Source organism: Micromonospora sp. LOL_021, assembly GCF_048060215.1.
Lineage (GTDB): Bacteria > Actinomycetota > Actinomycetes > Mycobacteriales > Micromonosporaceae > Micromonospora_E.
The window spans coordinates 105,680-129,289 of sequence record NZ_JBHMIN010000001.1; the positions used below are offsets into that span (position 1 = coordinate 105,680).

Below are 23,610 nucleotides of genomic sequence, written 5' to 3' on the forward strand. Positions count from 1 at the left end.
ACACACCCGTCCACCGCCCGGTGGCCGTCGCTCCGACGGTCGCCAGGCCCCGCACACCCCGATAACCCCTCGCCATTGCGATCCAGGAGGTCGTCATGACCGCTTTCTCCCGTCGGACACTGTTCGGCGCGCGCGGCGCCGCCGGTGACATGTCCCGCCGTCGGCTGCTCGCCGGTGGTGCCGCCGTCGGTGCCGGTGTACTGCTGAGCGCGTGCACCAGCAACGAGGCCGCCCCGACCAACACCCAGACGCAGGCCGCCAACCAGGGCAACCCCAACTCCGAGCCCGGTGAGACGGTCACCATCGGCTTCTCCGCCCCGGCGGCCGACCACGGCTGGCTCGCGGCGATCACCAACAACGCCCGGGCCCAGGCCGAGGCGTACTCGGACGTGGAGTTCCTCACCGTCGAGGCGGGCGCCGACGCCGCCGCTCAGCGGGCCGCGCTGGACACCCTGATCTCGCAGAGCCCGGACGTCATCGTGATGCTGCCGCACGACGGAGCCGAGCTGACCGCCAGCGGCCTGCAGGCCATGGAGGCCGGCATCCCGGTGGTCAACCTGGACCGGGCGTTCACCCAGGCGCTCGCCTACCGTACCCAGATCAAGGGCGACAACTACGGCATGGGCGTGTCGGCGGGCAACTTCATCGCCGCCCAGATGCAGGAGAAGGGCATCGCCAACCCGGTGATCGCCGAGATCGCCGGGATCGACGCGTTGGAGCTGACCCAGGAGCGGTCCGCCGGTTTCAAGGACGCCCTTGAGGTGCACGGCTTCACCATCGCCAACCGGCGGGCGGCCGAGTTCACCGCCGACTCCGGCCAGCGCGAGGCGGCCAACCTGCTGCAGGCCCTGCCGGAGATCGACGCCATCTGGAACCACGACGACGACCAGGGCATCGGGGTACTGGCCGCGATCAGCCAGGCCAACCGGTCGGAGTTCATCATGGTCGGCGGTGCCGGTTCGCGGGCGGCGATGGAGGCGATCCAGGCCGACGACAGCGTGCTGAAGGCGACCGTCACCTACAGCCCGTCGATGGCCTCCTCGGCGATCTCGCTCGCCCGCCTGATCGCCCAGGGCCGGGGCATGTCCGACCTGGTCGAGCTGCAGGTGCCCAAGGAGATCATCCTGGCCTCGGAGACCATCACCAAGGAGAACGCGAGCGAGTACCTGCCGCTCGGGTTCTGACCTTTACGGGGAGGCTTACCTTGTCCGCTGAACACAACGAACTGCGGGTCGGCATGGTCGGCTACGCGTTCATGGGCGCCGCGCACTCGCAGGCCTGGCGTACCGTGAACCGGGTCTACGATCTGCCGGCGCGGGTCCGGATGACCGCGGTGTGCGGCCGGGACGAGTCCAAGGTGGCCGAGGCCGCCGACCAACTCGGCTGGGAGTCGTACACCACCGACTGGCGAGCGCTGATCGCCCGGGACGACATCGACGTGGTCGACATCTGTACGCCGGGTGACAGCCACGCCGAGATCGCCATCGCGGCACTCGCCGCCGGCAAGCACGTGCTGTGTGAGAAGCCACTGGCCAACACGGTGTCCGAGGCACGGCAGATGGCCGACGCGGCCCGGGCCGCCCGGGCCAGTGGCGTCCGGTCGATGTGCGGATTCAACTACCGGCGGGTGCCGGCGGTGACGTTGATGCGTCAACTCGTCGCCGACGGCCGGATCGGAACGATCCGGCACGTGCGGGCGGTGTACCTGCAGGACTGGATCCTCGATCCGGACTTTCCGCTGGTCTGGCGGTTGCGCAAGGACAAGGCGGGTTCCGGGGCACTGGGTGACATCGGTGCGCACATCATCGACGCCACCCAGTTCGTCACCGGACAACGGATCGCCCGGGTGAGCGGGTTGACCGAGACGTTCATCAAGCGGCGTCCGCTGCCGGCCGGCTCCAGCGGGCTGACCGCTGCGGCCGGCAGCGGGTCCGCCGACGGTGCCGAGCCGGACACCGGCGAGGTCACCGTCGACGACGCCGCGCTGTTCATGGCCCGGCTCGACGGTGGGGCGGTGGCCAGCTACGAGGCGACCCGCTTCGCCACCGGACGCAAGAACGGGTTGCGGATCGAGATCAACGGCTCGCTCGGGTCGGTCGCGTTCGACTTCGAGCGGATGAACGAACTGGAGTTCTTCGACGCCACCCGGCCTGTGGCCGAGCAGGGCTTCACCCGCATCATCGTGACCGAACCGGAGCACCCGTACCTGTCCGCCTGGTGGCCGCCCGGCCACGGCATCGGGTACGAGCACTCCTTCACCCACCAGGCCCGTGACTTGGTCGCGGCGCTGGCGGCCGGAGACGATCCGACACCGTCCTTTGACGACGCACTCCAGGTCCAGCAGGCGCTGGCCGCAGTGGAGGAGTCGGCCGGGCTCGGCGAATGGGTCACCGTGGACTCGGCGAAGACCACGGCGCCGGCCTGATCGGCTCGACCTTCGTCGAGAGGTCTGGAAACCGAGACTCCTCGTCCCGTGGGCGAGGGTCGCCCGGCGCGGTTGCGCCCCGCGCCGGGTGATCCGCGGGTACGAGGACGGCTCGTCCGGCGTGACCGGATCGGGATTCCCCGGTCACGCCGGACGGCCAGCAGGGCGTACCAGAAGAGGCTCTGGCGGACGTGGCACCGCGCCAGGGGTGAGGCACCAACCGTAACTGTCCGTCCACAACGGAATCAGTGCCCACGGTGAGGCATGAGCCTCCCGAACCCCCGGAGGAACGACTGATGAGTAGATCCGCCCGGCGATGGCTTGCCGTCGCCGCGGGTGCGGCACTCGCCGCACCCATGATCACCACCGCGCCAGCGGTCGCCCACGACGGCCACGAGCACCACGACGACTACCAGGTGCTGGTCTACACCCACAGCGAGGAGGCGGCCCAGCCGTCGACCGCCAAGGGTGTCAACGCCATCCGTACGCTCGGCAAGAACAACGGCTTCACTATCGACGTGTCCCGCAACGGGACGAGCTTCACCAGTGCGAACCTCGCCAACTACGCGGCAGTGGTGTTCATCAACAACACCGGTGACGTGCTCGACGACGCGCAGCAGGAAGCGTTCGAGGACTACATCAAGGCCGGTGGCGGGTACCTCGGCGTGCACCTCGCGGTGGACGCCGAGCCGGACTGGGCCTTCTACCGTGGTCTGGTCGGTACCACCTCGACCGGCACCACCGCCAACGGTGCTGGCGTCATCGACGTCGCTGACCGCTACCACCCGTCCACGGCGACGATGCCCCGCGAAGTAATCATCGAGGACGAGTACCTCAACTACACCGGCAACGTCCGGGGTGTGCAGCACGTGCTGGCCAGCGTCGACCCGACGTCGCTGGACGGCAGCAGCATGGGCGCCGACCACCCGATCTCCTGGTGCCAGGACTACCAGGGCGGCCGGTCCTGGTACACGGGTCTCGGCGCCTCGGCGGACACCTTTACCATCGGGGCGGTCCGCAAGCACCTGCTCGGTGGCATCGAATGGGCTGCGGGCATCGCCGAGGGCGACTGCGGCGCGACCGTCGAGTCCAACTACGAGCGCGTCGTTCTCAACGACCAGCCCGGTGAGCCGATGACCCTCGCGGTGCTGCCCGACGGCCGGGTGCTGCACAACACCCGCGCCGGTGAGATCCGTCTGTACGACCCGGCGACCGGGGCCAGCCCGGTCATCAACAACCTGGACGTCTACCAGCACGACGAAGACGGCCTGCAGTCGGTGACCCTCGACCCCAACTTCGCCGAGAACAAGTGGGTTTATCTCTACTACGCGCCGCCGCTGGACACTCCGGTGGACGACCCGGCCACCCCGGGCGTCAACGAGGGCGACGCACCGGCCAACAGCGACGACCCGAGCGTCTGGGAGCCGTTCAAGGGCTACAACCTGCTCTCCCGGGTCAAGTTCGTCGAGGAGCCGACCCCGCACCTGGACATGTCGACCGAGCAGGAAATCCTCAAGGTCGACACCGACCGGGGCGCCTGCTGCCACGTGGCCGGCGAGGTCAAGTTCGACGGCCGGGGCCTGCTCTACCTCGTCACCGGCGACGACACCAACGCCAGTGGCTCGGACGGCTACACCCCGATCAACCGGTCGGCAACCCGGGGTCCGGCCTACGATGCCGCGCGCTCCTCGGCCAACACCAACGATCTGCGGGGCAAGGTGCTGCGGATCCGCGTCAAGGACGACGGTAGCTACAGCATCCCGGCCGGCAACCTGTTCCGGGAGTCGCAGGACGTCGATGACAAGACCCGTCCGGAGATCTTCCTGATGGGCCTGCGCAACCCCTTCCGGTTCGACGTCGACGACCGTGGCTTTGTCTACATCGGTGACTACTCGCCGGACTCGCGCAACCCGGACCCGCAGCGGGGCCCGGAGGGCACCGGCCGGTGGTTCGCGACCAAGACCGCAGGTAACTACGGCTGGCCGTACTGCTACTCGCCGACTCTGCCGTACATCGACTACGACTTCGAGACGGGGACCTCGGGCGAGCCGTTCAACTGCGCCGCGCCGATCAACGACTCGCCGCGCAACACCGGTCGCAGCCTGTTGCCGCCGGTGGAGCAGCCGCAGTTCTGGTACACGTTCAACGCCACCACCACCTGCCGGGACAGCTACCTGGTCGACCCGGTCGGCAGCTGCGACTTCCAGTGGCCGGTGATCGGCACCGGCGGTGTCGGTCCGATGGGTGGCCCGATCTACAAGTACGACGAATCGCTGGAGTCGGAGTACAAGCTGCCGGCGTACTACCACGACACGGTGTTCTTCGGTGAGTTCAGCCGGGACCGGATGTTCAACATGCGGACCAACGGCAGCGGCAAGTTCTTCGGTGTCGAGGCGTTCCTACCCGGCTTCACCTTCGACAACCCGATGGACATGGAGATTGGCCCGGACGGCACCCTGTACGTGCTGGACTACGGTGACGGCTTCTTCCGGGCCAACCCGGATGCCTCGCTGTACCAGATCCGGTACGTCAAGGGCACCCGCGGTCCGGTCGCCGAGCTCGACGCCAGCCCGACGTCCGGGCAGGCTCCGCTGACCGTGCAGTTCTCCAGCGAGGGTTCGTTCAGCCCCGAGGTGGGCGAGACGATCAGCATCGCCTGGGACTTCGACGGGGACGGCACCACCGACTCCACCGAGGCCAACCCGTCGTACACCTACACCAGCAACGGCGTCTACTACGCCCAGCTGACGGTGAGCGACTCGACGGGCAAGCAGGCGACGCTCAGCCGCACCATCACGGTCGGCAACACCGCTCCGACGGTGGAGGTCACCGCACCCGTGTCCGGTTCCTTCTTCAACTGGGGCGACACGGTGCCGTACGCGGTGACCGTCACCGACCCCGAGGACGGCACCATCGACTGTGACCGGGTGGAGGTCACCTTCGTGCTCGGCCACGACGAGCACGGTCACCCGCAGACCAGCACCACCGGCTGCACCGGTACCCTGCCGACCCCGGCCGACGGTGCCGACCACGCTGGTAGCTACCTGTTCGGCGGCATCAGCGCCCGCTACACCGACCTGGGCGGCGGCGGCCAGCCGGCGCTGACCACGGTCGGCCAGGCCACCATCCAGGTCTACCAGCAGCAGGCCGAGTACGCCCAGATCAAGCAGGGCGTCGCGACCTCCAACACCACCGACACCGGCGGCGGCCTGCACGTGTCCAGCATCGACGGCGACGACTACATCGCCTTCGATCCGATCAACCTTGACGGGATCGAGTCGCTGACCCTGCGGCACAGCCGAGGCTCCTCGTCGACCGTGGGCGACCCACGGGCGGTCGTCGAGGTGCGGGTCGACGCGCCGGACGGACCGTTGGTGGCCAGCACCACGCTGAACGCCACCTCCGGCTCGCGTGACTGGACCAGTCACGACGTCGCAATCGACCACCCGGCCGGGACGCACCAGCTCTACCTGGTGTTCCGGACGGTGGACGGTGGTCCCGACAGCAACCTGGTCTACCTCAACTGGGTGCAGTTCAACCCGGCGAGCTGACCGGTCCGTGGGCCGGTGGCCGGCCGGCCACCGGCCCACGGGCGACGACCCGGTAACCGCCGGGGACGGGCGCACCACCCGTCCCCGGCCGGGGACCGACCAGCAGGACCGCGGCTGGGGCAACCCGGCCGGGGACAACCGAAGCGGGGGAGGCAGGGCCGAACGCCGAACGTCCCTGCCTGCCACAGCCCCGTCCGTCCGGTCGACCGGGCCCGGCGACGGCGTCGTTGACGCCGACCTCGGCGCCGTCGCCGGTGGTGCCACCCTGGCGCGCCCGGACGGACGGGGCCTTGCCAGACCGGCAAGGCAGACAACCGGCAGCAGTACGAGCACCGCCAGCGGCGGGCGTTTGGAGGCAGGAATGCGTACCGGAGTCTGGCTGATCGGGGCCCGTGGCTCGGTCGCGGTCACCAGCATCGTCGGCGCGTTGGCCGTGCGCGCAGGCCTGGCCGACACCACCGGCTGCGTCACCGAACTGGCGGCACTGCGCGGCCCGGCCCTGCCCGGCTTCGCCGATCTCGTCTTCGGCGGACACGACATCGCCGCGACGCCGTTGATGAAGAAGGCCGACGCGTTGGCCAGCGCAGGCGTGGTCCCGGGGCGACTCGTCGCCGCCCTGCACACCGAGCTGACCGGCCTGGAACCACAGCTGCGTCCGCTGCCGGCCGGGGCCACCCAGGCCGAGACGGCGGCGGCGATCGCCGCGGACCTGGTCGCCTTCCGCCGCCGGCACGACCTCGACCAGGTGGTGGTGGTCAACGTCTCGACCACCGAACCGGCGCCGCCGCCGCACCCGGCGCACCACGACCTCGCCGCCCTCGCCACCGCGCTCACCGAGGCGCCCAGCGGCGCGCCGGTGCTGCCACCGAGCGCTTTGGTGGCGTACGCCGCGCTCGGTGCCGGCTGCGGCTACGTCGACTTCACCCCGTCGGTGGGGGCCCGGTTGCCGGCCCTCGACGAGCTTGCCCGACAGCGGGGGGCACCGTACGCCGGGCACGACGGCAAGACCGGCGAGACCCTGGTGAAAGCGGTGCTGGCCCCCATGTTCGCGCTGCGTAACCTGCAGGTCCGCAGCTGGTCCGGCAGCAACCTGCTGGGTGGCGGCGACGGGGCCAACCTGGCCGAGCCGGCGGCCAACGCGGCCAAGGCGGCCAGCAAGCAGCGGGTGCTCGGCGAGATCCTCGGCTACCAGCCGCAGGGACACACCCGGATCGAGTATGTCGACGACATCGGCGACTTCAAGACCGCCTGGGATCTGATCACCTTCTCCGGCTTCCTCGGCACCGGGATGCGGATGGAGTTCACCTGGCACGGGTGCGACTCGGCGCTGGCCGCCCCGTTGGTGCTGGACCTGGCCCGGCTGACCGCCGCCGCCGCCCGCGCCGGTCGGGTCGGACCCCTGCCGGAGCTGGCCTTCTTCTTCAAGGACCCGATCGGGTCGGGCCCGCACGCCCTCGGCGACCAGTGGCGCACCCTGGTCGAGTTCGCCGCGTACCTGCACGGTCAGACCGGCGAGCCGGGCGGTGTCGCGTGACGCCGCCACGGTGGTCGGACCTGGCCGAGCTGGTCCGGGCCCCGGCAGCGCTGTCCGTACCGGGCGACGTGGTGGCCGGGGCAGCCGCCGCCGGCGGGCTCGGCCCGCGTACCGCCGGCTTGGCCGGCGCATCGGTCTGCCTCTACTGGGCCGGGATGGCCGCCAACGACTGGGCCGACCGGGACCTCGACGCGGTCGAGCGACCGCAACGGCCCATCCCGTCCGGGCGGGTCACACCCGGTGCCGCGCTCGCCGTCGCCGCCGGGCTCACCACCGCCGGTCTGGCGCTCACCGCCGTCACCGGCGGCCGCCGGGCGCTCGCCGTCGGCGTGCCGCTGACCGCCGCCATCTGGGCGTACGACCTGTGGGCCAAGAACACCCCGGCCGGTCCGGCGGTGATGGCCGCCTGCCGAGGGCTCGATGTCCTGCTCGGCTCGGCCGGCACCGGCCGGACCCGGGCCGCGCTGCCCGCCGCGCTGGCCGTCGCCGCGCACACGTACACCGTGACCGAGCTGTCCCGCAGTGAGGTCAGCGGTGCCGATCCCCGGCTGCCGGCGGCCACCCTGGCCGGGACCGCCGCCGTCGCACTGGCCAGCGTCGCGCCGGCGGCGGGCCGGGCGGTGTCGGCCCACGCGGCGCCGCCGACCGGCCGGGCCACGCCGGTCAGTGCCACGCCGACCGGCCGGGCCACCTCTGCCCGCTGGTGGCGGGCCGGGGTCACCGCCGGACTCGCCGGCTGGTACGCCGCCCGATACGGCGCCGCGCAGGCCGCGGTGGCCCGCGACCCCCGACCCGAGCAGGTACGCGCGGCGGTCGGCGCCGGCATCGTCGGTCTGCCCGCCCTGCAGGGCGCGCTCACGGCCCGGGCCTCGGCCACCGGAACCGCCCTGGCCACCGCCGTCGGGCTCGCCGTCTCCGTCGCCGCGCCACTCGGCCGGCGGCTGGCCCGCAAGGTGTCCCCGACATGAGCACCGACCCGGCCGGCGACCGAGAAGCGGCAACCAGCGGGCCCGGCCCGGGCCCGGCAGCCGGGCTGCGGTTCGGGTACGGCACCAACGGCTTCGCCAACCATCGGCTCGGTGACGCGCTTGCGCTGCTCGCCGACCTCGGCTACCAGGGGGTCGCGCTGACCCTCGACCACGACCACCTCGACCCGTACGCCGCCGGGCTGCCCCGCAAAGTGGCCCGGGTCGCCGACCAGTTGCGGGACCTCGACCTCGCGGTCGTGGTCGAGACCGGTGCGCGGTACCTGCTCGACCCCTGGCACAAACACGCCCCGACCCTGTTGCACGACACCGCCTCCCGCCGGATCGACTTCCTGCGCCGGGCGGTGGCGATCGGCGCCGACCTGGGCGCGGAGGCGGTCTCCTTCTGGTCCGGGGTACGCCCGGCCGGCGTCGACGACGCCATCGCCTGGGACCGGCTGGTCGCCGGCTGCGCGACGGTCGTCGAGGCGGCCGACGCCGCCGACGTCACCCTCGGCTTCGAACCTGAGCCCGGGATGCTGGTGGCCGACATCGCCGGCTGGCGGCGGCTGCGCGACGCGCTGGGCCGCCCGGTCCGGTTCGGCATCACCCTCGACATCGGGCACTGCCGGTGTCTGGAACCGGTGCCGGTGCCGCAGTGCGTCGCTGACGTGGCCGAGCACCTGGTCAACGTCCAGATCGACGACATGCGCCGGGGCGTGCACGAGCACCTCGAGTTCGGCACCGGGGAGATCGACTTCCCGCCGGTGCTGGCCGCCCTCGGCGCCGCCGGCTACCGGGGCCTGGTCGCCGTCGAGCTGCCCCGGCATTCGCATGCCGCCCCGGCGGTCGCCGCCCGGTCCATTGAGTTCCTTCGGTCCGCCGAACTCCAGGCCCGCACGGAATCAGCCGGCACGGGGTCGGCCAGCACCGCCGCTGAAGGAGGCCAACCGTGAACCGACCCGCCCAGCCCGACCACGACCCCGCCGATGTCGTCGGCCGACTCGCCGCCGCGCTGTCCGGCGTACCCGATCCGGACTGGCTCGCGCAGGCGCGGAGCCGGATCGTCACCGACCCGGCCAGCCTGCCGATGCTGTTCGCCAGCGCGGGCCGCCGCTGCGGCCGGGCCGAGCTGGCTGCCGTACCGGGATGGTCGGCCGACGAGGCCGCCCGGGTGCTGCTCCTCGTCGACCTGGCCACCGTCACGACTGAAGCGGAGCTGGCCGCCGCGGTCGCCGACTGCTACCACCACGGCGACGCCGCGGAGCGTCGGGCGGTGCTCAAGGCGCTGCCGGTGCTGCCGGTCGGTGACCGGGCGGTGCCGCTGCTCGACGACGCGATCCGGACCAACGACACCCGGTTGCTGGCCGCCGCGCTCGGCAGCTACGCCCGCCACCTCGACCAGCCGGCGTGGCGTCAGGCGGTGCTCAAGTGCGTCTTCACCGGCGTGCCGCTGGCCGCCGTGCACGACCTCGACGCCCGCGCCGACGCCGATCTGCTGATCATGCTCGCTGGGCTGCACGACGAGCGGGTCGCCGCCGGCCGGACCCTGCCGGACGACGCGCTCGCCCTGCTACAGCGGCTGCGCTGCGCCGCAGCGGACACCACCACCCGACAGGAGGGGTGAATGCGCATCTTCGACCCGCACATCCACATGACCTCACGGACCACCGACGACTACCAGGCGATGGCCGACGCCGGGGTCCGGGCGCTGGTCGAACCGGCGTTCTGGCTCGGCCAGCCGCGCACCAACGTCGGCTCGTTCGTCGACTACTTCGACTCACTGCTCGGCTGGGAGCCGTTCCGGGCCAGCCAGTTCGGCATCCGGCACCACGCCACGATCGCGCTGAACCCGAAGGAGGCCAACGACCCCCGCTGCACCGGTGTGCTCGATGTACTGCCGCGCTACCTGGTCAAGGACGGGGTGGTGGCGGTCGGCGAGATCGGCTACGACTCGATGACCCCGGCCGAGGACGAGGCGTTCGCCGCCCAGCTGGCGCTGGCCCGCGCGCACGAGTTGCCGGCCCTGGTGCACACCCCGCACCGGGACAAGGCCCGGGGCACCGAACGGACCTTGGCGGTGGTCGCCGAGTCCGGCATCGACGCCGGTCGGGTGGTGGTCGACCACCTCAACGAGGTGACGGTCGGGCTGGTCAAGGAGTCCGGTTGCTGGATGGGCTTCTCCATCTACCCGGAGACCAAGATGTCGCCGCCGCGGATGGTGGAGATTCTCAAGCAGTACGGCCCGGAGCGGATCCTGGTCAACTCGGCCGCCGACTGGGGCCGGTCCGATCCGTTGCTGACCCGGACCACCGGCGAGGCGATGCTGGCCGCCGGATTCAGCGCCGACGACGTCGACCGGGTGCTGTGGCGTAACCCGGTGGAGTTCTACGGCCAGTCCGGCCGGCTCGACCTGAGCGACGTCGCCGCCCCCGAGCCGACCTTCGAAGGCAGCTCGATCCTGCGGGGCGGTGGCTGATGCGCCTGCACGACCGGCGGCGGCGCACCGTCCACCTCAGCTACTGCACCAACGTGCACCCGGCCGAGGACCTCGACGGAGTGCTCGGCCAGCTCGACACGTACGCGGTGCCGGTGCGCGACCGGCTCGCCGCCGACCCGCTCGGCCTGGGTCTGTGGCTGGCCGCGCCGGCCGCCGCCGCGCTCGCCGCCGACCCGGCCACCCGTCGCCGGCTGCGCACCGCGCTCACCGACCGTGGCCTGGAAGTGGTCACCCTCAACGGGTTCCCGTACCAGGCGTTCCAGGCACCGGTGGTCAAACACGCCGTGTACCACCCGGACTGGGCCGACCCGCGCCGGCTCGACTACACCCTGGCGCTGGCCCGGATCCTCGCCGACCTGCTGCCCGACGACGCCGAGCGCGGCTCCATCTCCACGCTGCCGCTGGCCTGGCGTGAGCCGTGGGATGCTGACCGGGCCGACGGCTGCGCCCGAATGCTGGACCGGCTGGCCGCCGGCCTGGTTGACGTCGAACGGGACACCGGCCGGACGATCCGGGTCGGCTTCGAACCTGAACCGGGCTGCGTCGTGGAGACCACCACGCAGGCCGTCGAACAGCTGGCTGACGTCGACACCGACCGGCTCGGCGTCTGCGTCGACCTGGCCCACCTCGCCTGTGCCTGGGAGGAGCCGGTCGCCGCGGTCGGTCGGCTGCGGTCCGCCGGGCTACCGGTGGTCAAGGTCCAGGTGTCGGCCGCGTTGGAGGTCACCGACCCGGTGCGGGACCGGTCCGCGATCGCCGGGTACGTCGAACCTCGGTTCCTGCACCAGACCCGGTCCGGGGTTGCCGGGGCGACCGACGATCTCGACGCCGCGCTCGACGCCGGGCTGCCCGGCCCGTGGCGGGTGCACTACCACGTGCCGCTGCACGCCGCGCCGGTCGCGCCGCTGGCCTCGACGATGCCGCAGCTGCGGGCGGGTCTCGCCGCGATCCTCGACGGTGACGGCTGCGACCACTTCGACGTGGAGACCTACACCTGGGGGGTGCTGCCGGCCGGACAACGTCCCACCGGGCCCGACCAGCTCGCCGCCGGGATCGCCGCCGAGCTGGCCCAGGCCCGCGACGAACTGGTCGGGCTCGGCATGAGCGCCCGCACCCGTACCACCGCCACCCGTACCACCGCCGGATCGGAGGCCGCCGCATGAATCCGTTGCTGGTGCTCGACGTGGTCGGCCTGACCCCCCGGCTGCTGCGCCACATGCCCCGGCTGGCGGCGGTCGCCGACACCGGCTTCCAGGCCGAGCTCGGCACCGTGCTGCCGGCGGTCACCTGCTCGGTGCAGTCCACCTTCCTGACCGGCGAGCCGCCGTCCGGCCACGGCATCGTCGGTAACGGCTGGTACTTCCGCGACCTCGGCGAGGTGTTCCTCTGGCGGCAGCACAACGCCCTGGTCGGCGGGGAGAAACTGTGGCAGGCCGCCCGCCGGGTCCGCCCCGACTACACGGTGGCGAACATCTGCTGGTGGTACGCCATGGGCGCGGACGTCAACTGGACGGTCACCCCCCGGCCGATCTACCACGCCGACGGGCGCAAGGATCCGGACTGCTACACCGATCCGCCACAGCTGCACGACGAGCTGACCGGTCGGCTCGGCACGTTCCCGCTGTTCAACTACTGGGGGCCGGGCGCCGGGCTGGTGTCGTCGGAGTGGATCGCGAAGGCAACCCGGCAGATCATGGCCGACCAGTCGCCGGATCTCACCCTCGCGTACCTGCCGCACCTCGACTACGACCTGCAGCGCTACGGTGGCGCCGGCCCGCACGCGCAACGGGCGGCGGCCGAACTCGACGCGGTGCTCGCCCCGCAGCTGGACGCGGCGGCGGCGCGCGGCGCGACCGTCGTGGCGCTGTCCGAGTACGGCATCACCGACGTGTCGCAGCCGGTGCACGTCAACCGGCTGCTGCGCGCCGAAGGGCTGCTGCGGGTGTACACCCAGGCCGGGATGGAGTATCTGGACCCGTGGACGTCGCGGGCGTTCGCCGTCGCCGACCATCAGGTCGCCCACGTGTACGTACGGGATCCGGCCGACGTCGCGACGGTGGCCAAGCTCTGTGCCGGCCTGCCCGGGGTGGCGCAGGTCCTCGATGCCGACGGGAAGGCAGCCGCCGGCCTGGACCATCCGCGCTCCGGTGAGCTGGTGCTGGTGGCGCAGCCGCAGGCCTGGTTCACCTACTACTACTGGCGCGACGACACGGCCGCGCCGGACTTCGCCCGGTTGGTGGAGATTCACCGCAAGCCCGGCTACGACCCGGCGGAGCTGCTGTTCGACCCGGCCAATCCGGGCGCCGCCAAGGCGCGCGCGGCGATCGCCCTGGCCCGCAAGAAGATCGGCCTGCGGTACACGATGAACGTGGTCGGGCTGGACGCCGGTGCCCGGGCGGTACGCGGATCGCACGGCCGGCTGCCGGACGACCCCGCCGACGGTCCGGTGCTGCTCTGCTCGGACCCGGCGCCGGCCCGGGACCGGTTCGCCGCCACCGAGGTCAAGTCGCTGCTGCTGGAACTGGCCGGGCTCGACGCCGATGCACCGGCACCCGCATCGTCGCACTCGCCATCGCCCGAGGTGTCCCGGTGACCGTGGCGCCGCCCCGCCCCGGCGACCGCCCGGGTCCGGACGCTCCGGCCGGTGCCGGTGCCGGTGCCGGTGGGGTGGGCTGGTCGCTGCGCGAACGGTGCGACGCTGAACTGACGGCGTTCCTTGACCGGCAGGATCCGCACTGGCCGGACGGGGCACCGCGCGGGGTGTACGACACGCTGCGCCGCTTCGTTCTGGTCGGCGGCAAGCGGCTGCGCCCGGTCTTCTGCTACTGGGGGTGGCGCGGTGCCGGGGGAGCGGACTGCCGGGAGATCGTCGCGGCCGCCGCCGCGCTGGAGATCTTCCACGCGTTCGCGCTGATCCACGACGACATCATGGACGGAAGCGACCGTCGCCGGGGCGAGCCGTCGGTGCACCGGATCTTCGCCGACCTGCACACCCGTTCGTCCTGGCGGGGCGACTCCGGCCGGTACGGGCGCAACGCCGCCCTGCTCTGCGGGGACCTCTGCGCCGCCTGGGCGGACCAGATGTTCCACGAGTGCGGGCTCGACGCCGAGCAGATCCGGCGCGGCTACGCGGTCTTCGCCGGGATGCGCACCGAGGTGATCGCCGGGCAGTACCTGGACCTGGTGTCCGGCGTCGGCGACGGTTCCGTGGCCAGTGCGTTGACGGTAATCCGGATGAAAGCCGCTAGATACACAGTTACCCGACCATTGCAGATCGGTGCGGCCCTTGCCGGGGCCGGGCCCGAACTGCTGGACGCGTACGCTGCCTTCGGTGATCCACTGGGTGACGCGTTCCAGCTCCGCGACGACGTGCTCGGGGTGTTCGGCGACCCGGCGGTCACCGGCAAGTCGGTGCTCGACGATCTGCGAGAGGGCAAGTCGACGGTGATGATGGCGCAGGCCCGCAACCTGGCGGACCGCAGCCAGGCCGCCCGGTTGCGAGAGCTGTTCGGCAATCCGGAGCTGGACCCGACCGGGGCCGACGAACTGCGCAGCATCATCATCGACACGGGAGCTCTCGAGGCGATCGAGCAGATGATCCGGATTCGTACCCAGGAAGCGGTGACCATTCTCGTCGATGCGTCGTTGACCCCCGAGACGCGCACGGAACTGACCGCCCTGGCTGAATCGGTGGCCGAGCGGCAGAGCTGACCCGCAGGACCCAAGGAGGCATCGTGGCCGTACCCCATCAGGTGACCGGTGGTTCACACCCGGTCGACCAGCATGGTGTCGAACCGGGAACGGAGCACCGGCGGCTGCGGATAGCCATGATCGGCCAGAAGGGGATGCCCGCGACGTACGGCGGGATCGAACGCCACGTCGAGGAACTGGCCAGCCGGCTGGCCGCTCGGGGACACGACGTCACCGTGTACTGCCGGCCCAGCTACGGGTCGGTGCCGATGGACCGGTACCGCGGCGTACGGCTGCGCCAGGTGCGGACCGTGGCCAGCAAACACCTCGACGCCATCGTGCATTCCACCACCTCGACCCTGGCCGCCATGCGTGACCGGCCGGACATCGTCCACTACCACGGTCTCGGCCCCGGCCTGGTCGCGCCGCTGCCCCGCTACCTGGCCCGCAGCAAGGTGGTGCTCACCGTGCACGGCCTGGACCAGCAGCGGGCCAAGTGGAGCCGGCTCGCCCAGACGGTGCTCGGCACCGCCCACTGGCTCAGCGGGTACGTGCCCGACGCCCGGGTCGCCGTCTCCCGCGGCCTGGCCAACCACTACCAGACCAGGTTCGGCAGTTCGGCCAACTACATCCCGAACGGGGTCGGCATCCCACGCCAGGTCCCGGCCCGACAGATCGGCCCCCGCTTCGGCCTCACCCCCGGCCGGTACCTGCTGATGGTCGGCCGTCTCGTGCCGGAGAAATCGGCGGATCTGCTGGTCCGCGCCTTCCGTCAGGTCGACACCGACCTGCGGTTGGCCATCGTCGGCGGATCGTCGTTCAGCGACGATTTCGTGGCCCGGGTACGCGCCGACGCCGTCGACGACCCCCGGGTCGTCTTCACCGGTTTCGCGTACGGCGATCTGCTGGCCGAGCTCTACTCGAACGCCGCCGGTTTCGTCCAGCCGTCCCGGCTGGAAGGGCTGCCGCTGACCCTGCTGGAAGCGGCCTCCTACGGACTGCCGGTGGTGGCCAGTGACATCACCCCGCACGTCGAGGTGCTCGCCACCGACGGCCCCGGTCACCGGATCTTCCGTGATGGTGACGCCGACGATCTGGTCCGCGCGCTGCGCCAGGTGGCCGCCGACCCGGACGCGGAGCGCATCGGCGCCAAGGCCCTGCGTGACCGGGTCGGCGCCGAGTACACCTGGGACGCGGCCACCGCCGAACTGGAAGCGCTGTACCTGAATCTGCTGCCGGCCCGCAAGCCGCAGCTGATCCGACCCCGACGCCGGCCCCGCAGCGAACCGGACGGCTGATGGCCGGCCCCGGCGTGTCGGCCCATACTGCCTCGTCGAGGATCCAGCTAGATTAGGCCGGCCCACCGGCGAACGGCGGTGGGCCGGGCCGGCCCGCCGGCACGGCAGATCGACCTCCGTCCGCCCCCGACCCGGGGTCGGCGGCGGTCCGAATATGCGGCGCGGCTCGACCCGACAACCGGGCGAAGCGGGACAACTGGCGAAGCGGGACAGCGGATCGGCGTGCGGTGACCAGACAACAGCGGGAGCACCGGCCAGCGGGCCGGTTGCTCAGTGTGCTCGCCGCGGTCGCCGCCGCAGCCGTCGCCGTCGCCGCAGGCCTGGCGCTCGCCGCCGGTGACCGGCGCGGCGTGGTGCTGCCGATCGCCCTCGTCGCCGGAGCCGCCGTCGGGGTGCTGGCCATCACCCGGTTCTCCGGGTACGTGATCCTGATGCTCGCCGTGCGTCCGTTGCTGGACGTGGTCAAGCTGAGCGGACCGACCGCCGGCCGGGCGGACACCGACCAGGCGTCCCGGCTGAGCGACCCGTCGACCATGGTCGCGGTGCTCTTCCTGCTCGCCGCCGGGCTCTGGCTCGCCGCCCAGCTGCGCCGCAACGGCCGGTTGCGCGGCACCCCGCTGGGCTGGGCGATGCTGCTGGTCGGCGCGACCGCGCTGGTCAGCGCGCTCGGCGCGAACCGGCCGACGCCGAGCCTGCTCGAGGCGATGCGGATCCTGACCGTGGTGGTCATGTTCGTGGTACTCGAGCAGCTGATGCCCGACCGGGCAGCGGTCCGGCGGATCCTGATCGCCTGCTACGGCTCGCTGGCCCTGGCGCTGCTCTACACCGTGCTGGTCAGCGCCTTCGGGCAGGTGCCGTCCGAGGTCAAAGGCCAGTTCATCAGGGTCAGCGGCCCGTTCAGCCAGTCGACCACCTTCGGCCGGTACCTGATGTTCATGATCGTCTTCGGGTTCGCGATCTACCGGTTCCTGGCCCGGCGCGCCCAGCTGGTCCTCGCCGTACTGCTCGGGCTCTCCCTGGTTTTCCTGATGCTGACCAACACCCGCTCGGCGATCCTCGGTGCGGCGCTCGGGCTGATCGTCGTCGCGGTGCTGCACCGCAGCGGGCGGATGCTCGCCACCCTGCTGGTCGTCGCGGTCGCCGGGGTCAGCCTGCTGCCCTCGGTCGGGGACAGGTTCGCCCAGCTCGCCGAGGACCGGCCCACTGGCGGTGGGCCGACCGGCAACACCCTGCAGTGGCGGGTCGACTACTGGGCGGAGATCGTCACCCTGGCCAACCGCAACCCGGTCACCGGGATCGGGCCGAACATGACCCAGCACGAGACCTCAGAGGCGAAGAAGCCGCACAACGACCTGCTGCGGGCGTACGTGGAGACGGGCCTGGCCGGGCTGCTGGCCTACCTGGCCATGCTGGTGCTGCTGCTGTACACCGCCCGTACGGCGTTACGCCGCGCCCCGCCGGACAGCCTGGAACGCGGCGTCGCGGTCGGCTTCGCCGGCTGTGCGGTGGTGTTCATCGCGGTCAGCCTCGGCTCCAACGTCATCTCCAACGTGGTGACGCTGTGGTACTTCGTCGCGTTCGCCGCCGCGGCCAGCGCCATCGCGCACGGTCGGACGACCAGCGCGACCACCCACGGCCGACTCGCGGACGCCATCACCCAACGCCGGGCCGGCACCGGGTCGGTGACCACCCCGGCACCACAATTTCGGTACGAGTAGGAGCCCACAGCGTGGAGATCGTCGACTACCTGCGCATCGCGCGCCGGCGGCTGTGGCTGCTGGTCGGTGTGCCGGTGCTGGCCGCCGGTGCGGCCGCGACCCTGGTGCTGATCGCCCCGCAGCAGTACACCGCGACCGCGTACGTGGCGGCACCGGCGCTGGTCGGCGGGGCGGCCGCCCAGCAGTACACCGGCAACCAGGCGGCCAACCAGTTCGCCGCCGCGTTCAGCGCCGCCGCCACCTCGCCCCGGGTGGTGGACGAGGTGACCGCCGAGACCGGCGTCGCCGCCAACCGGCTGCGGTCCGGGCTGGTGGTCAGCCAGGTCGGGGCGAGCAGCCAGATGGAGATCACCTTCGCGTCGGCGGACCGGTCGATGGTCCGCCCGGTGCTCGCCGCCACCGCCGAACGGGCCCTCGCCTTCCTCTTCTCCTCCCAGGTCGCGATCGCCACCGAGCAGGTCACCGCAGCCAGCACCGACGTCGACGAGGCGACCGCCGCGATCACCGCCTGGGAAGACGAGAACGAGGTCACCCAGCCGGACAAGATCTACCAGGCGACGCTGAACGAGCTGGCCAGCCTGCGCCAGCAGCGACTGCAGATGCAGGCGGTCGGCAACGGCCGGGGCGTTGACGCCGCCACCGAGGCGATCGAGGCCGGGCAGCGCCGACTCGACACCATCGGTCCGAAGCTGCCCGACTACGAAGCGTTGCTCGCCCAGCGGGACGCCGCGACCAGCGCGCTCTCCTCGGCCCGGCAGGGCCTGCAGGCCGCCCGGGCGCAGGCCCAAGCCGCCGATCCGACCGAGGTGACCAGCGTCGGCGCGGTCCGGGCCATCTCCCGCACCAGGAGCCTGGTCAACACCACCGTGCCGGTCGCCGGCGCCGGGCTGCTGCTCGCCGTGGTCCTCGTCGCCATGCTGGAGATGCTCGCCCGCAACCGGGCCGGTGAACCACCGGCGTCGCCCAGCGGCGACCTCACCCCGCCCCCGGGGCCCGGTCCGACCGGCGGCGACGAGACCCGGGAGATCCCGGCTGCCCGGGTCGGCCGGGCCACCCCGGTCGGGCAGGTGTCCCGTACCGCTGGTCGGGTCTACGGTGCGGGCGGCTCGCTCGAACCGCACCCGGGGCGGTGACGTGACGGCCGAGCCGGTCCCGACCCCCGCCGTCGGCACACCGTCGAGCCGTGACTCCGGCGACCAGCACATCCGCGGCATGGCCCGGGGCGGTGGGCTCAACCTGGTCGGGGCGATCCTCAACCAGGGCGCGGTCTTCCTGGTCATGCTGCTGCTGGCCCGCTTTCTCGGGATCAGCGAAGTCGGTCAGTACGCCCAGTGCTACGCCGTACTGGCCCTGCTCAGCCTGCTGTCGCTGTCCGGGTTCCGGGCCGGGCTGACCCGGTTCGTCGCCGTACACCTCGCCGACGACGACCCGGCCGCGATCCGTGGCACCATCCGGCTCGGCCTGGCCATCTCCGCCGGCTCGGCGACCGCGATCGCGGTCGCGCTGGCCGTGGCCGCCCCCGCGTTGGCCGCCGCGCTGCACGACCCCGGCCTGGTCACCGGGCTGCGCCTGGTGGCGTTGACCCTGCCGGCGCTGACCGTCTGCGAGGCGGCGCTCGCCGCCACCCGGGGCTGGCGCACCCAGCGGCCGTTCACCCTGATCGGGCAGATCTATGAGCCGGGTACCCGGCTCGTACTGACCGCGCTGGCCCTGATCCTCGGGGCCGGTGTCACCGGCAGCTACTGGGCGCTGGTCATCGCCGGCTGGTCGGCCGCGCTGCTGGCCCTCGGCGCGCTGGCCCGGTTGATGCGCCGGGTCGCGCCGGGTCCGGTCGTCTACCGGCCCCGGCAACTGTTCAGCTTCTCCACGGTCAGTTGGGTGTCGTCGCTGTCGTCGACCGGCCTGATCTGGGTCGACACCCTGATGCTCGGCTTCTTCGCCAACGACGAGATCGGCGTCTACAACGTCGCCACCCGGCTGGTCACCGTGGCGATCTTCGTGCTGGCCCCGATCAACGCCGCGTTCGGGCCGTACCTGGCGTACCTGCACCACCAGGGGCGGGCCGACGAGGTACGGCGAATCTACGGCGCCGCCACCGGCTGGGTGGTGCGGCTGTCGCTGCCGGCGTTCGTGGCGCTGCTGGTCTTCCCGGAGAGTCTGCTGACGGTCTTCGGCGGCGGGTTCGCCGCCGGCGCTGCGGTCACCCTGGTCCTCGCGGTCGGGCAGTTGGTCAACGCGGCCACCGGGCCGTGCGGCACGGTGTTGAACATGTCCGGCCGGGTGGCGGTCAACATGTACGACAACATCGCCGCGCTGCTGCTGAACATCCTGCTGAACCTGTGGCTGATCCCGGCGTACGGGATCATCGGGGCGGCGATCTCCTGGGCGATCTCGCTGGCGGTGGTCAACGTCGCCCGGGTGCTGCAGGTACGGGCCCTGATCCACGCGGTGCCGGTGACCCTCGGCATGGTCAAAGGCCTCGGTGCCGGGCTGGCCGCGCTGGCCGCCGGGCTGATCGTCCGGCTGCTGCTGCCCGGCTGGCCGGAGCAGTTGCTGGTCGGGCTGCCGGTGGCGGTGACCGTCTACGTGGGCGTCGTGCTGGCGCTGGGCCTGAGCCAGGAGGACGTCATGGTGCTGCGTACCTTGCGCCGGGGTGGCCGGCGTGGCGGTGGCGGTGGCGTGGCCGGCGGTGGCGGTGGCGTGGCCGGCCAGGACCGGCCCGATGCCCCGGCGGCGAACCTGGAGGAGGCGGCACGATGACCGGAAACCGGGGGACCACCGACCGGCTGCGCCGCACGGTACGCGGTGCCCGGGCCTGGGCGCGCACGATGGTGCCCGGCCAGCTCGGCACCCTGCCGGACTTCCTGATCATCGGCGGGCAACGCTGTGGCACCACGTCGCTGCACCACTACCTCGCCGCGCATCCGCAGGTGCGCCCGGCCACCGGCAAGGAACTGCAGTACTTCAGCATCCACCACGGGCGCGGCGAACGCTGGTACCGGGCACACTTCCCGGCCCGCCCGGCCGGTGTGCGCAGCTTCGAAGCCAGCCCGTACTACCTGTTCCATCCGAGGGTGCCGGAACGGGTCGCCGCCGACCTGCCGCAGGCCCGCTGCATCGCCCTGCTGCGCGACCCGGTCGAACGGGCCTACTCGCACTACCTGCACACCCGCTCGTACGGCGCCGAACCGTTGTCGTTCGCCGACGCCGTCGCCGCCGAGGAACGGCGGCTGGCCGACGCGCTGCGCGACGGACCGGACAGCCCGGCCGCGCACACGGCGCTGCGCAACCACTCGTACCTGGCCCGGGGCCGTTACGCCGAGCAGTTGCAACGCTGGTACGCCGTCCTGCCGGCGGACCGGCTGCTGGTGCTGCGCAGCGAGGACATGTACGTCGACCCGGCCGGTGTCTACGACCGGGTGCTGCGCTTCCTCGACCTGGATCCGTTCACGCCGGCGGGGTTCGCCCAGCACACCCGGCGGACCGACCGGGGGCCGGGGGAGCTGACCGACGCGCTGCGCGCCCAGCTCGGCGGCTATTTCGCCCCGCACAACGCCGACCTCGCCGACCTGCTCGGCTGGCCGCACACCTGGTCGCCCCGGAGTTGACAGGACACGTCCCGCGTCCGTCAGCTCAGTGACGGGAGCGGAGAAGATAGATCGCGTACGTACCAGCGCCGTTGTCCATCTCGGCCACCTGCAGATCGGTGACCGGTACGTTGATCCGTTGCCCGGACCCGCCGCTGCCGGCGTCGGCCCACACCTCGACCGTCCCGGTGGTGGGTAGCTGCCGTGGACCGACCACCAAGATCTGAACTCCTGCCATCGCGTGTCTCCCTGCGTCTCGGCCCCATACCAGGAATTTCAGTAACGACGTCACTGACTGAGGGGACTCCTGTCGGACGAGACTTAAGATACCGGACATGCATATGCAGGTCGAGTGTTGCGGATGTTAGATTGTGTCCGCTTTCAGATCGAAGTGATTCACCAGCTCGTAGACGCCTGCGTCCAGCACCATCCGGTTGACCTCGACACATCTGTCACCGGACCTCGCGTACCGGGTGATCTGCAACACCGTCGCCTTGTTGCGTGCGATATCCAGGCCATCGATCTCGTCCGGATGCGGTGGCCGGGCGACGACCCGCTCTTCGAACCTTGTCGGCTTCCACCCTTGATCTTCAAGCCGGCCGTACACCCCGCCGGGTCCGGAGTTCTTGTAGACGATCGCCGTGCCTCGTGCGAGCTCGACGGGGAAGTAGGACGCCGATATCTGGACGCGTCGACCTTCCACCCAGTGCACTCGCTTGCGGCGCACCACCGGATCGCCCTCGTCGATGCCGAAGGCTACGGCTACGAAGTCGGGTGCCGGAAGCTCATCGACCTCGACGTCGGTGCGTATCGGACGATCGCCTGCGTCATGCTGCTGGATGGTCCGTCCCGGCTGTTTCGAGTGGCCCAGGCGATCTGGCATGACCCGTTCGAGCCGGGCGAACCAGCCCTTGACGATGCCGGGGGCACCGCGTCGCGAGGTGACAAGTCCTTCCGCCCGCAGCACGTTCAGCGCCTGCTGCGCTGCTCCTCTGCCGACGCCGAACCTGTTCATCACGGCGCTGGTGGTGGGTACCTTGTCGCCCTCGGCGAGTTCGCCGGTCCGGATCTCCTCACGGAGGTGAGCAGCGACGGTTTCGGCTGTTTCACCAGTTTCTGTCATGGTTCACCGCCAAGTATCTCCTGAAAGTTTCACATGCCGGAGAGTACAGCGGATGCATACCGCTACTTCATATGCTTGTGCAGCGCAGGGCGAGATGTGGACTTCGAGCACGATCTCGCCGGTGCCGCGCGGTGGCTCTGCCCACGCGTACCGCGCCGACCGGCAACTACTCCGGGGTTCGGCTGTCCCGGTACGAGTACCACAGCTCGGGTCGTGGTGCCGCGTTCACCGGTCGGCACTATGTCGTGCTGCTGCAGCACGGTGACCGGCTTACCGTGCGCAGTCTGCCTGGTTCCTCCGACGCGCCGCTCACCATGGACCTGACCGTCGACGGCAATGTGGTCACCGGGACCTGGATCGAGCAGACCGCGCCGCAGGGCTACTACCGCGGCGCCCGGTACCATGGCGCGATCCAACTGCTGGCCGAGCCTACCGGGCGTCGGCTGACCGGAAAGTGGATCGGGTTCGGTAAGGAGATGGAGGTCAACACCGGCCCGTGGGAGCCCACCTCCTCATGATCACATGATGAAAATTCGGCCGACACGCCGACCGGCCCCCAGCAGAGCATCAAGTGATCATAATCCGGCGGCAAGGCCAGGTTCAGGATCCGTCGGCTGGTGCACGGGTGAGTACGCCGTGCAGTACCTGGTCGGTGAGTTGCTCGCGGAACCGGGCGTCGGTGGGGTCAGCCCCGGCGACGGACCGGCCGAGAACGGCGAGCAGCAACGCGCCGAGGACGGCGTTGGCGGCGTCGGCGGTGTCGTCGACGGTGACCGCACCGACGGTGCCGGCCTCGGTGAGGAGTTCCCGGAGTGGTCCGGCGATCCATCTGTCGTTGGCGGCCATGACGTCGGTCATCCGGCCGGTGGCACCGAGTGCGCTCAGCAGCCCGGCGCAGATCCCGGGGTGCTGCGACAGGTAGCCGGCGAGAGCCGCCACCATCGCCCGTAGCCGTTGCTCGGGCGGGTCAGTGGGGTCTATCGACGCCTGCACAGCCTGGGCTCCGTCCTGGGCGTGCGCGGTCAGCAGGAACGCGAGCAGATCGTCGCGGCCGGCGAAGTAGTAGTACAACGTCGCCCGCGACGCCCCGACCATGCCGGCAATGTCTTCCAGGCGGGGCGCGGGGTCGCCGTGGAGCACCTGCTCGCTGACGTCGAGCAGGCGTCGCGCGAGGTCAGCCGGAGGGGTCTTCACGTCGATACAGCCTATCCGGCTTGCT

At 71.4% G+C, this 23,610-nt stretch carries 19 protein-coding genes and 1 pseudogene; 17 read left to right on the plus strand and 3 right to left on the minus strand.

The annotated features are described in order from the left end of the window. The first annotated feature begins 95 nt into the window (after positions 1-95). The 16 genes from ACFHWT_RS00505 to ACFHWT_RS00580 all read left to right on the plus strand — a co-directional run bounded on the left by ACFHWT_RS00505 (position 96) and on the right by ACFHWT_RS00580 (position 21,289). Positions 96-1,184: a substrate-binding domain-containing protein gene (locus ACFHWT_RS00505; protein WP_416592616.1), complete on the plus strand. Its 1,089-nt coding sequence runs from the start codon at positions 96-98 to the stop codon at positions 1,182-1,184. 53 nt (positions 1,185-1,237) lie between these two features. Further along, positions 1,238-2,425 (plus strand): Gfo/Idh/MocA family protein, encoded by a 1,188-nt coding sequence (locus ACFHWT_RS00510; protein WP_416592879.1) that lies wholly within the window; start codon positions 1,238-1,240, stop codon positions 2,423-2,425. 296 nt (positions 2,426-2,721) lie between these two features. After that, positions 2,722-5,976 carry a ThuA domain-containing protein gene (locus ACFHWT_RS00515; RefSeq protein ID WP_416592617.1) on the plus strand — a complete coding sequence of 1,085 codons (3,255 nt, stop codon included), beginning with the start codon at positions 2,722-2,724 and terminating at the stop codon, positions 5,974-5,976. Positions 5,977-6,337: 361 nt separating this feature from the next. Beyond that, positions 6,338-7,510, plus strand: a complete 1,173-nt coding sequence (locus tag ACFHWT_RS00520) for an inositol-3-phosphate synthase (protein WP_416592618.1) — start codon at positions 6,338-6,340, stop codon at positions 7,508-7,510. After that, positions 7,507-8,478, plus strand: coding sequence for an SCO3242 family prenyltransferase (locus ACFHWT_RS00525; RefSeq protein WP_416592619.1), 972 nt, complete (start codon positions 7,507-7,509; stop codon positions 8,476-8,478). Before ACFHWT_RS00520 ends, ACFHWT_RS00525 begins: the two co-directional genes overlap by 4 nt. Then, positions 8,475-9,431, plus strand: coding sequence for a sugar phosphate isomerase/epimerase family protein (locus ACFHWT_RS00530; protein ID WP_416592620.1), 957 nt, complete (start codon positions 8,475-8,477; stop codon positions 9,429-9,431). Before ACFHWT_RS00525 ends, ACFHWT_RS00530 begins: the two co-directional genes overlap by 4 nt. Continuing rightward, entirely contained in the window at positions 9,428-10,102 is a 675-nt protein-coding gene (locus tag ACFHWT_RS00535; protein ID WP_416592621.1) for an EboA domain-containing protein, read from the plus strand. Before ACFHWT_RS00530 ends, ACFHWT_RS00535 begins: the two co-directional genes overlap by 4 nt. Then, positions 10,103-10,954 (plus strand): TatD family hydrolase, encoded by an 852-nt coding sequence (locus ACFHWT_RS00540; protein ID WP_416592622.1) that lies wholly within the window; start codon positions 10,103-10,105, stop codon positions 10,952-10,954. Next, positions 10,954-12,138, plus strand: a complete 1,185-nt coding sequence (eboE, locus tag ACFHWT_RS00545; RefSeq protein ID WP_416592623.1) for a metabolite traffic protein EboE — start codon at positions 10,954-10,956, stop codon at positions 12,136-12,138. The genes ACFHWT_RS00540 and eboE overlap by 1 nt, the downstream gene beginning before the upstream one ends. Beyond that, positions 12,135-13,568, plus strand: a complete 1,434-nt coding sequence (locus ACFHWT_RS00550; RefSeq protein WP_416592624.1) for an alkaline phosphatase family protein — start codon at positions 12,135-12,137, stop codon at positions 13,566-13,568. Before eboE ends, ACFHWT_RS00550 begins: the two co-directional genes overlap by 4 nt. A gap of 74 nt (positions 13,569-13,642) precedes the next feature. Continuing rightward, the gene (locus ACFHWT_RS00555) at positions 13,643-14,686 is read left to right on the plus strand and encodes a polyprenyl synthetase family protein (protein ID WP_416592880.1); all 1,044 of its coding nucleotides are present in this window, start codon (positions 13,643-13,645) and stop codon (positions 14,684-14,686) included. 23 nt (positions 14,687-14,709) lie between these two features. Then, the gene (locus tag ACFHWT_RS00560; protein ID WP_416592625.1) at positions 14,710-15,963 is read left to right on the plus strand and encodes a glycosyltransferase family 4 protein; all 1,254 of its coding nucleotides are present in this window, start codon (positions 14,710-14,712) and stop codon (positions 15,961-15,963) included. Between the two features lie 227 nt (positions 15,964-16,190). Continuing rightward, complete coding sequence (locus ACFHWT_RS00565; protein ID WP_416592626.1) at positions 16,191-17,681, plus strand: O-antigen ligase family protein; 1,491 nt, start codon at positions 16,191-16,193, stop codon at positions 17,679-17,681. 11 nt (positions 17,682-17,692) lie between these two features. Next, on the plus strand, positions 17,693-18,814 hold the full coding sequence (locus ACFHWT_RS00570; RefSeq protein WP_416592627.1) for a Wzz/FepE/Etk N-terminal domain-containing protein: 1,122 nt from the start codon (positions 17,693-17,695) through the stop codon (positions 18,812-18,814). 1 nt (position 18,815) lies between these two features. Beyond that, positions 18,816-20,441, plus strand: a complete 1,626-nt coding sequence (locus tag ACFHWT_RS00575) for a flippase (protein ID WP_416592628.1) — start codon at positions 18,816-18,818, stop codon at positions 20,439-20,441. Next, positions 20,438-21,289 (plus strand): sulfotransferase family protein, encoded by an 852-nt coding sequence (locus ACFHWT_RS00580; protein ID WP_416592629.1) that lies wholly within the window; start codon positions 20,438-20,440, stop codon positions 21,287-21,289. Before ACFHWT_RS00575 ends, ACFHWT_RS00580 begins: the two co-directional genes overlap by 4 nt. A gap of 25 nt (positions 21,290-21,314) precedes the next feature. On the opposite strand, the gene ACFHWT_RS00585 is transcribed toward ACFHWT_RS00580, so the two are convergent. Both ACFHWT_RS00585 and ACFHWT_RS00590 read right to left on the minus strand, forming a co-directional pair. Further along, complete coding sequence (locus tag ACFHWT_RS00585) at positions 21,315-21,506, minus strand: hypothetical protein (RefSeq protein ID WP_281550937.1); 192 nt, start codon at positions 21,504-21,506, stop codon at positions 21,315-21,317. A gap of 126 nt (positions 21,507-21,632) precedes the next feature. Further along, complete coding sequence (locus ACFHWT_RS00590; protein ID WP_416592630.1) at positions 21,633-22,391, minus strand: GntR family transcriptional regulator; 759 nt, start codon at positions 22,389-22,391, stop codon at positions 21,633-21,635. Positions 22,392-22,546: 155 nt separating this feature from the next. On the opposite strand from ACFHWT_RS00590, the pseudogene ACFHWT_RS00595 reads away from it, so the two are divergent. Further along, positions 22,547-22,894, plus strand: a pseudogene (locus ACFHWT_RS00595) (XRE family transcriptional regulator); the annotation flags it as partial. A gap of 97 nt (positions 22,895-22,991) precedes the next feature. Here the strand turns inward: ACFHWT_RS00595 and ACFHWT_RS00600 are convergent. Next, positions 22,992-23,585: a TetR/AcrR family transcriptional regulator gene (locus ACFHWT_RS00600; protein WP_416592631.1), complete on the minus strand. Its 594-nt coding sequence runs from the start codon at positions 23,583-23,585 to the stop codon at positions 22,992-22,994. Positions 23,586-23,610: the final 25 nt, after the last annotated feature.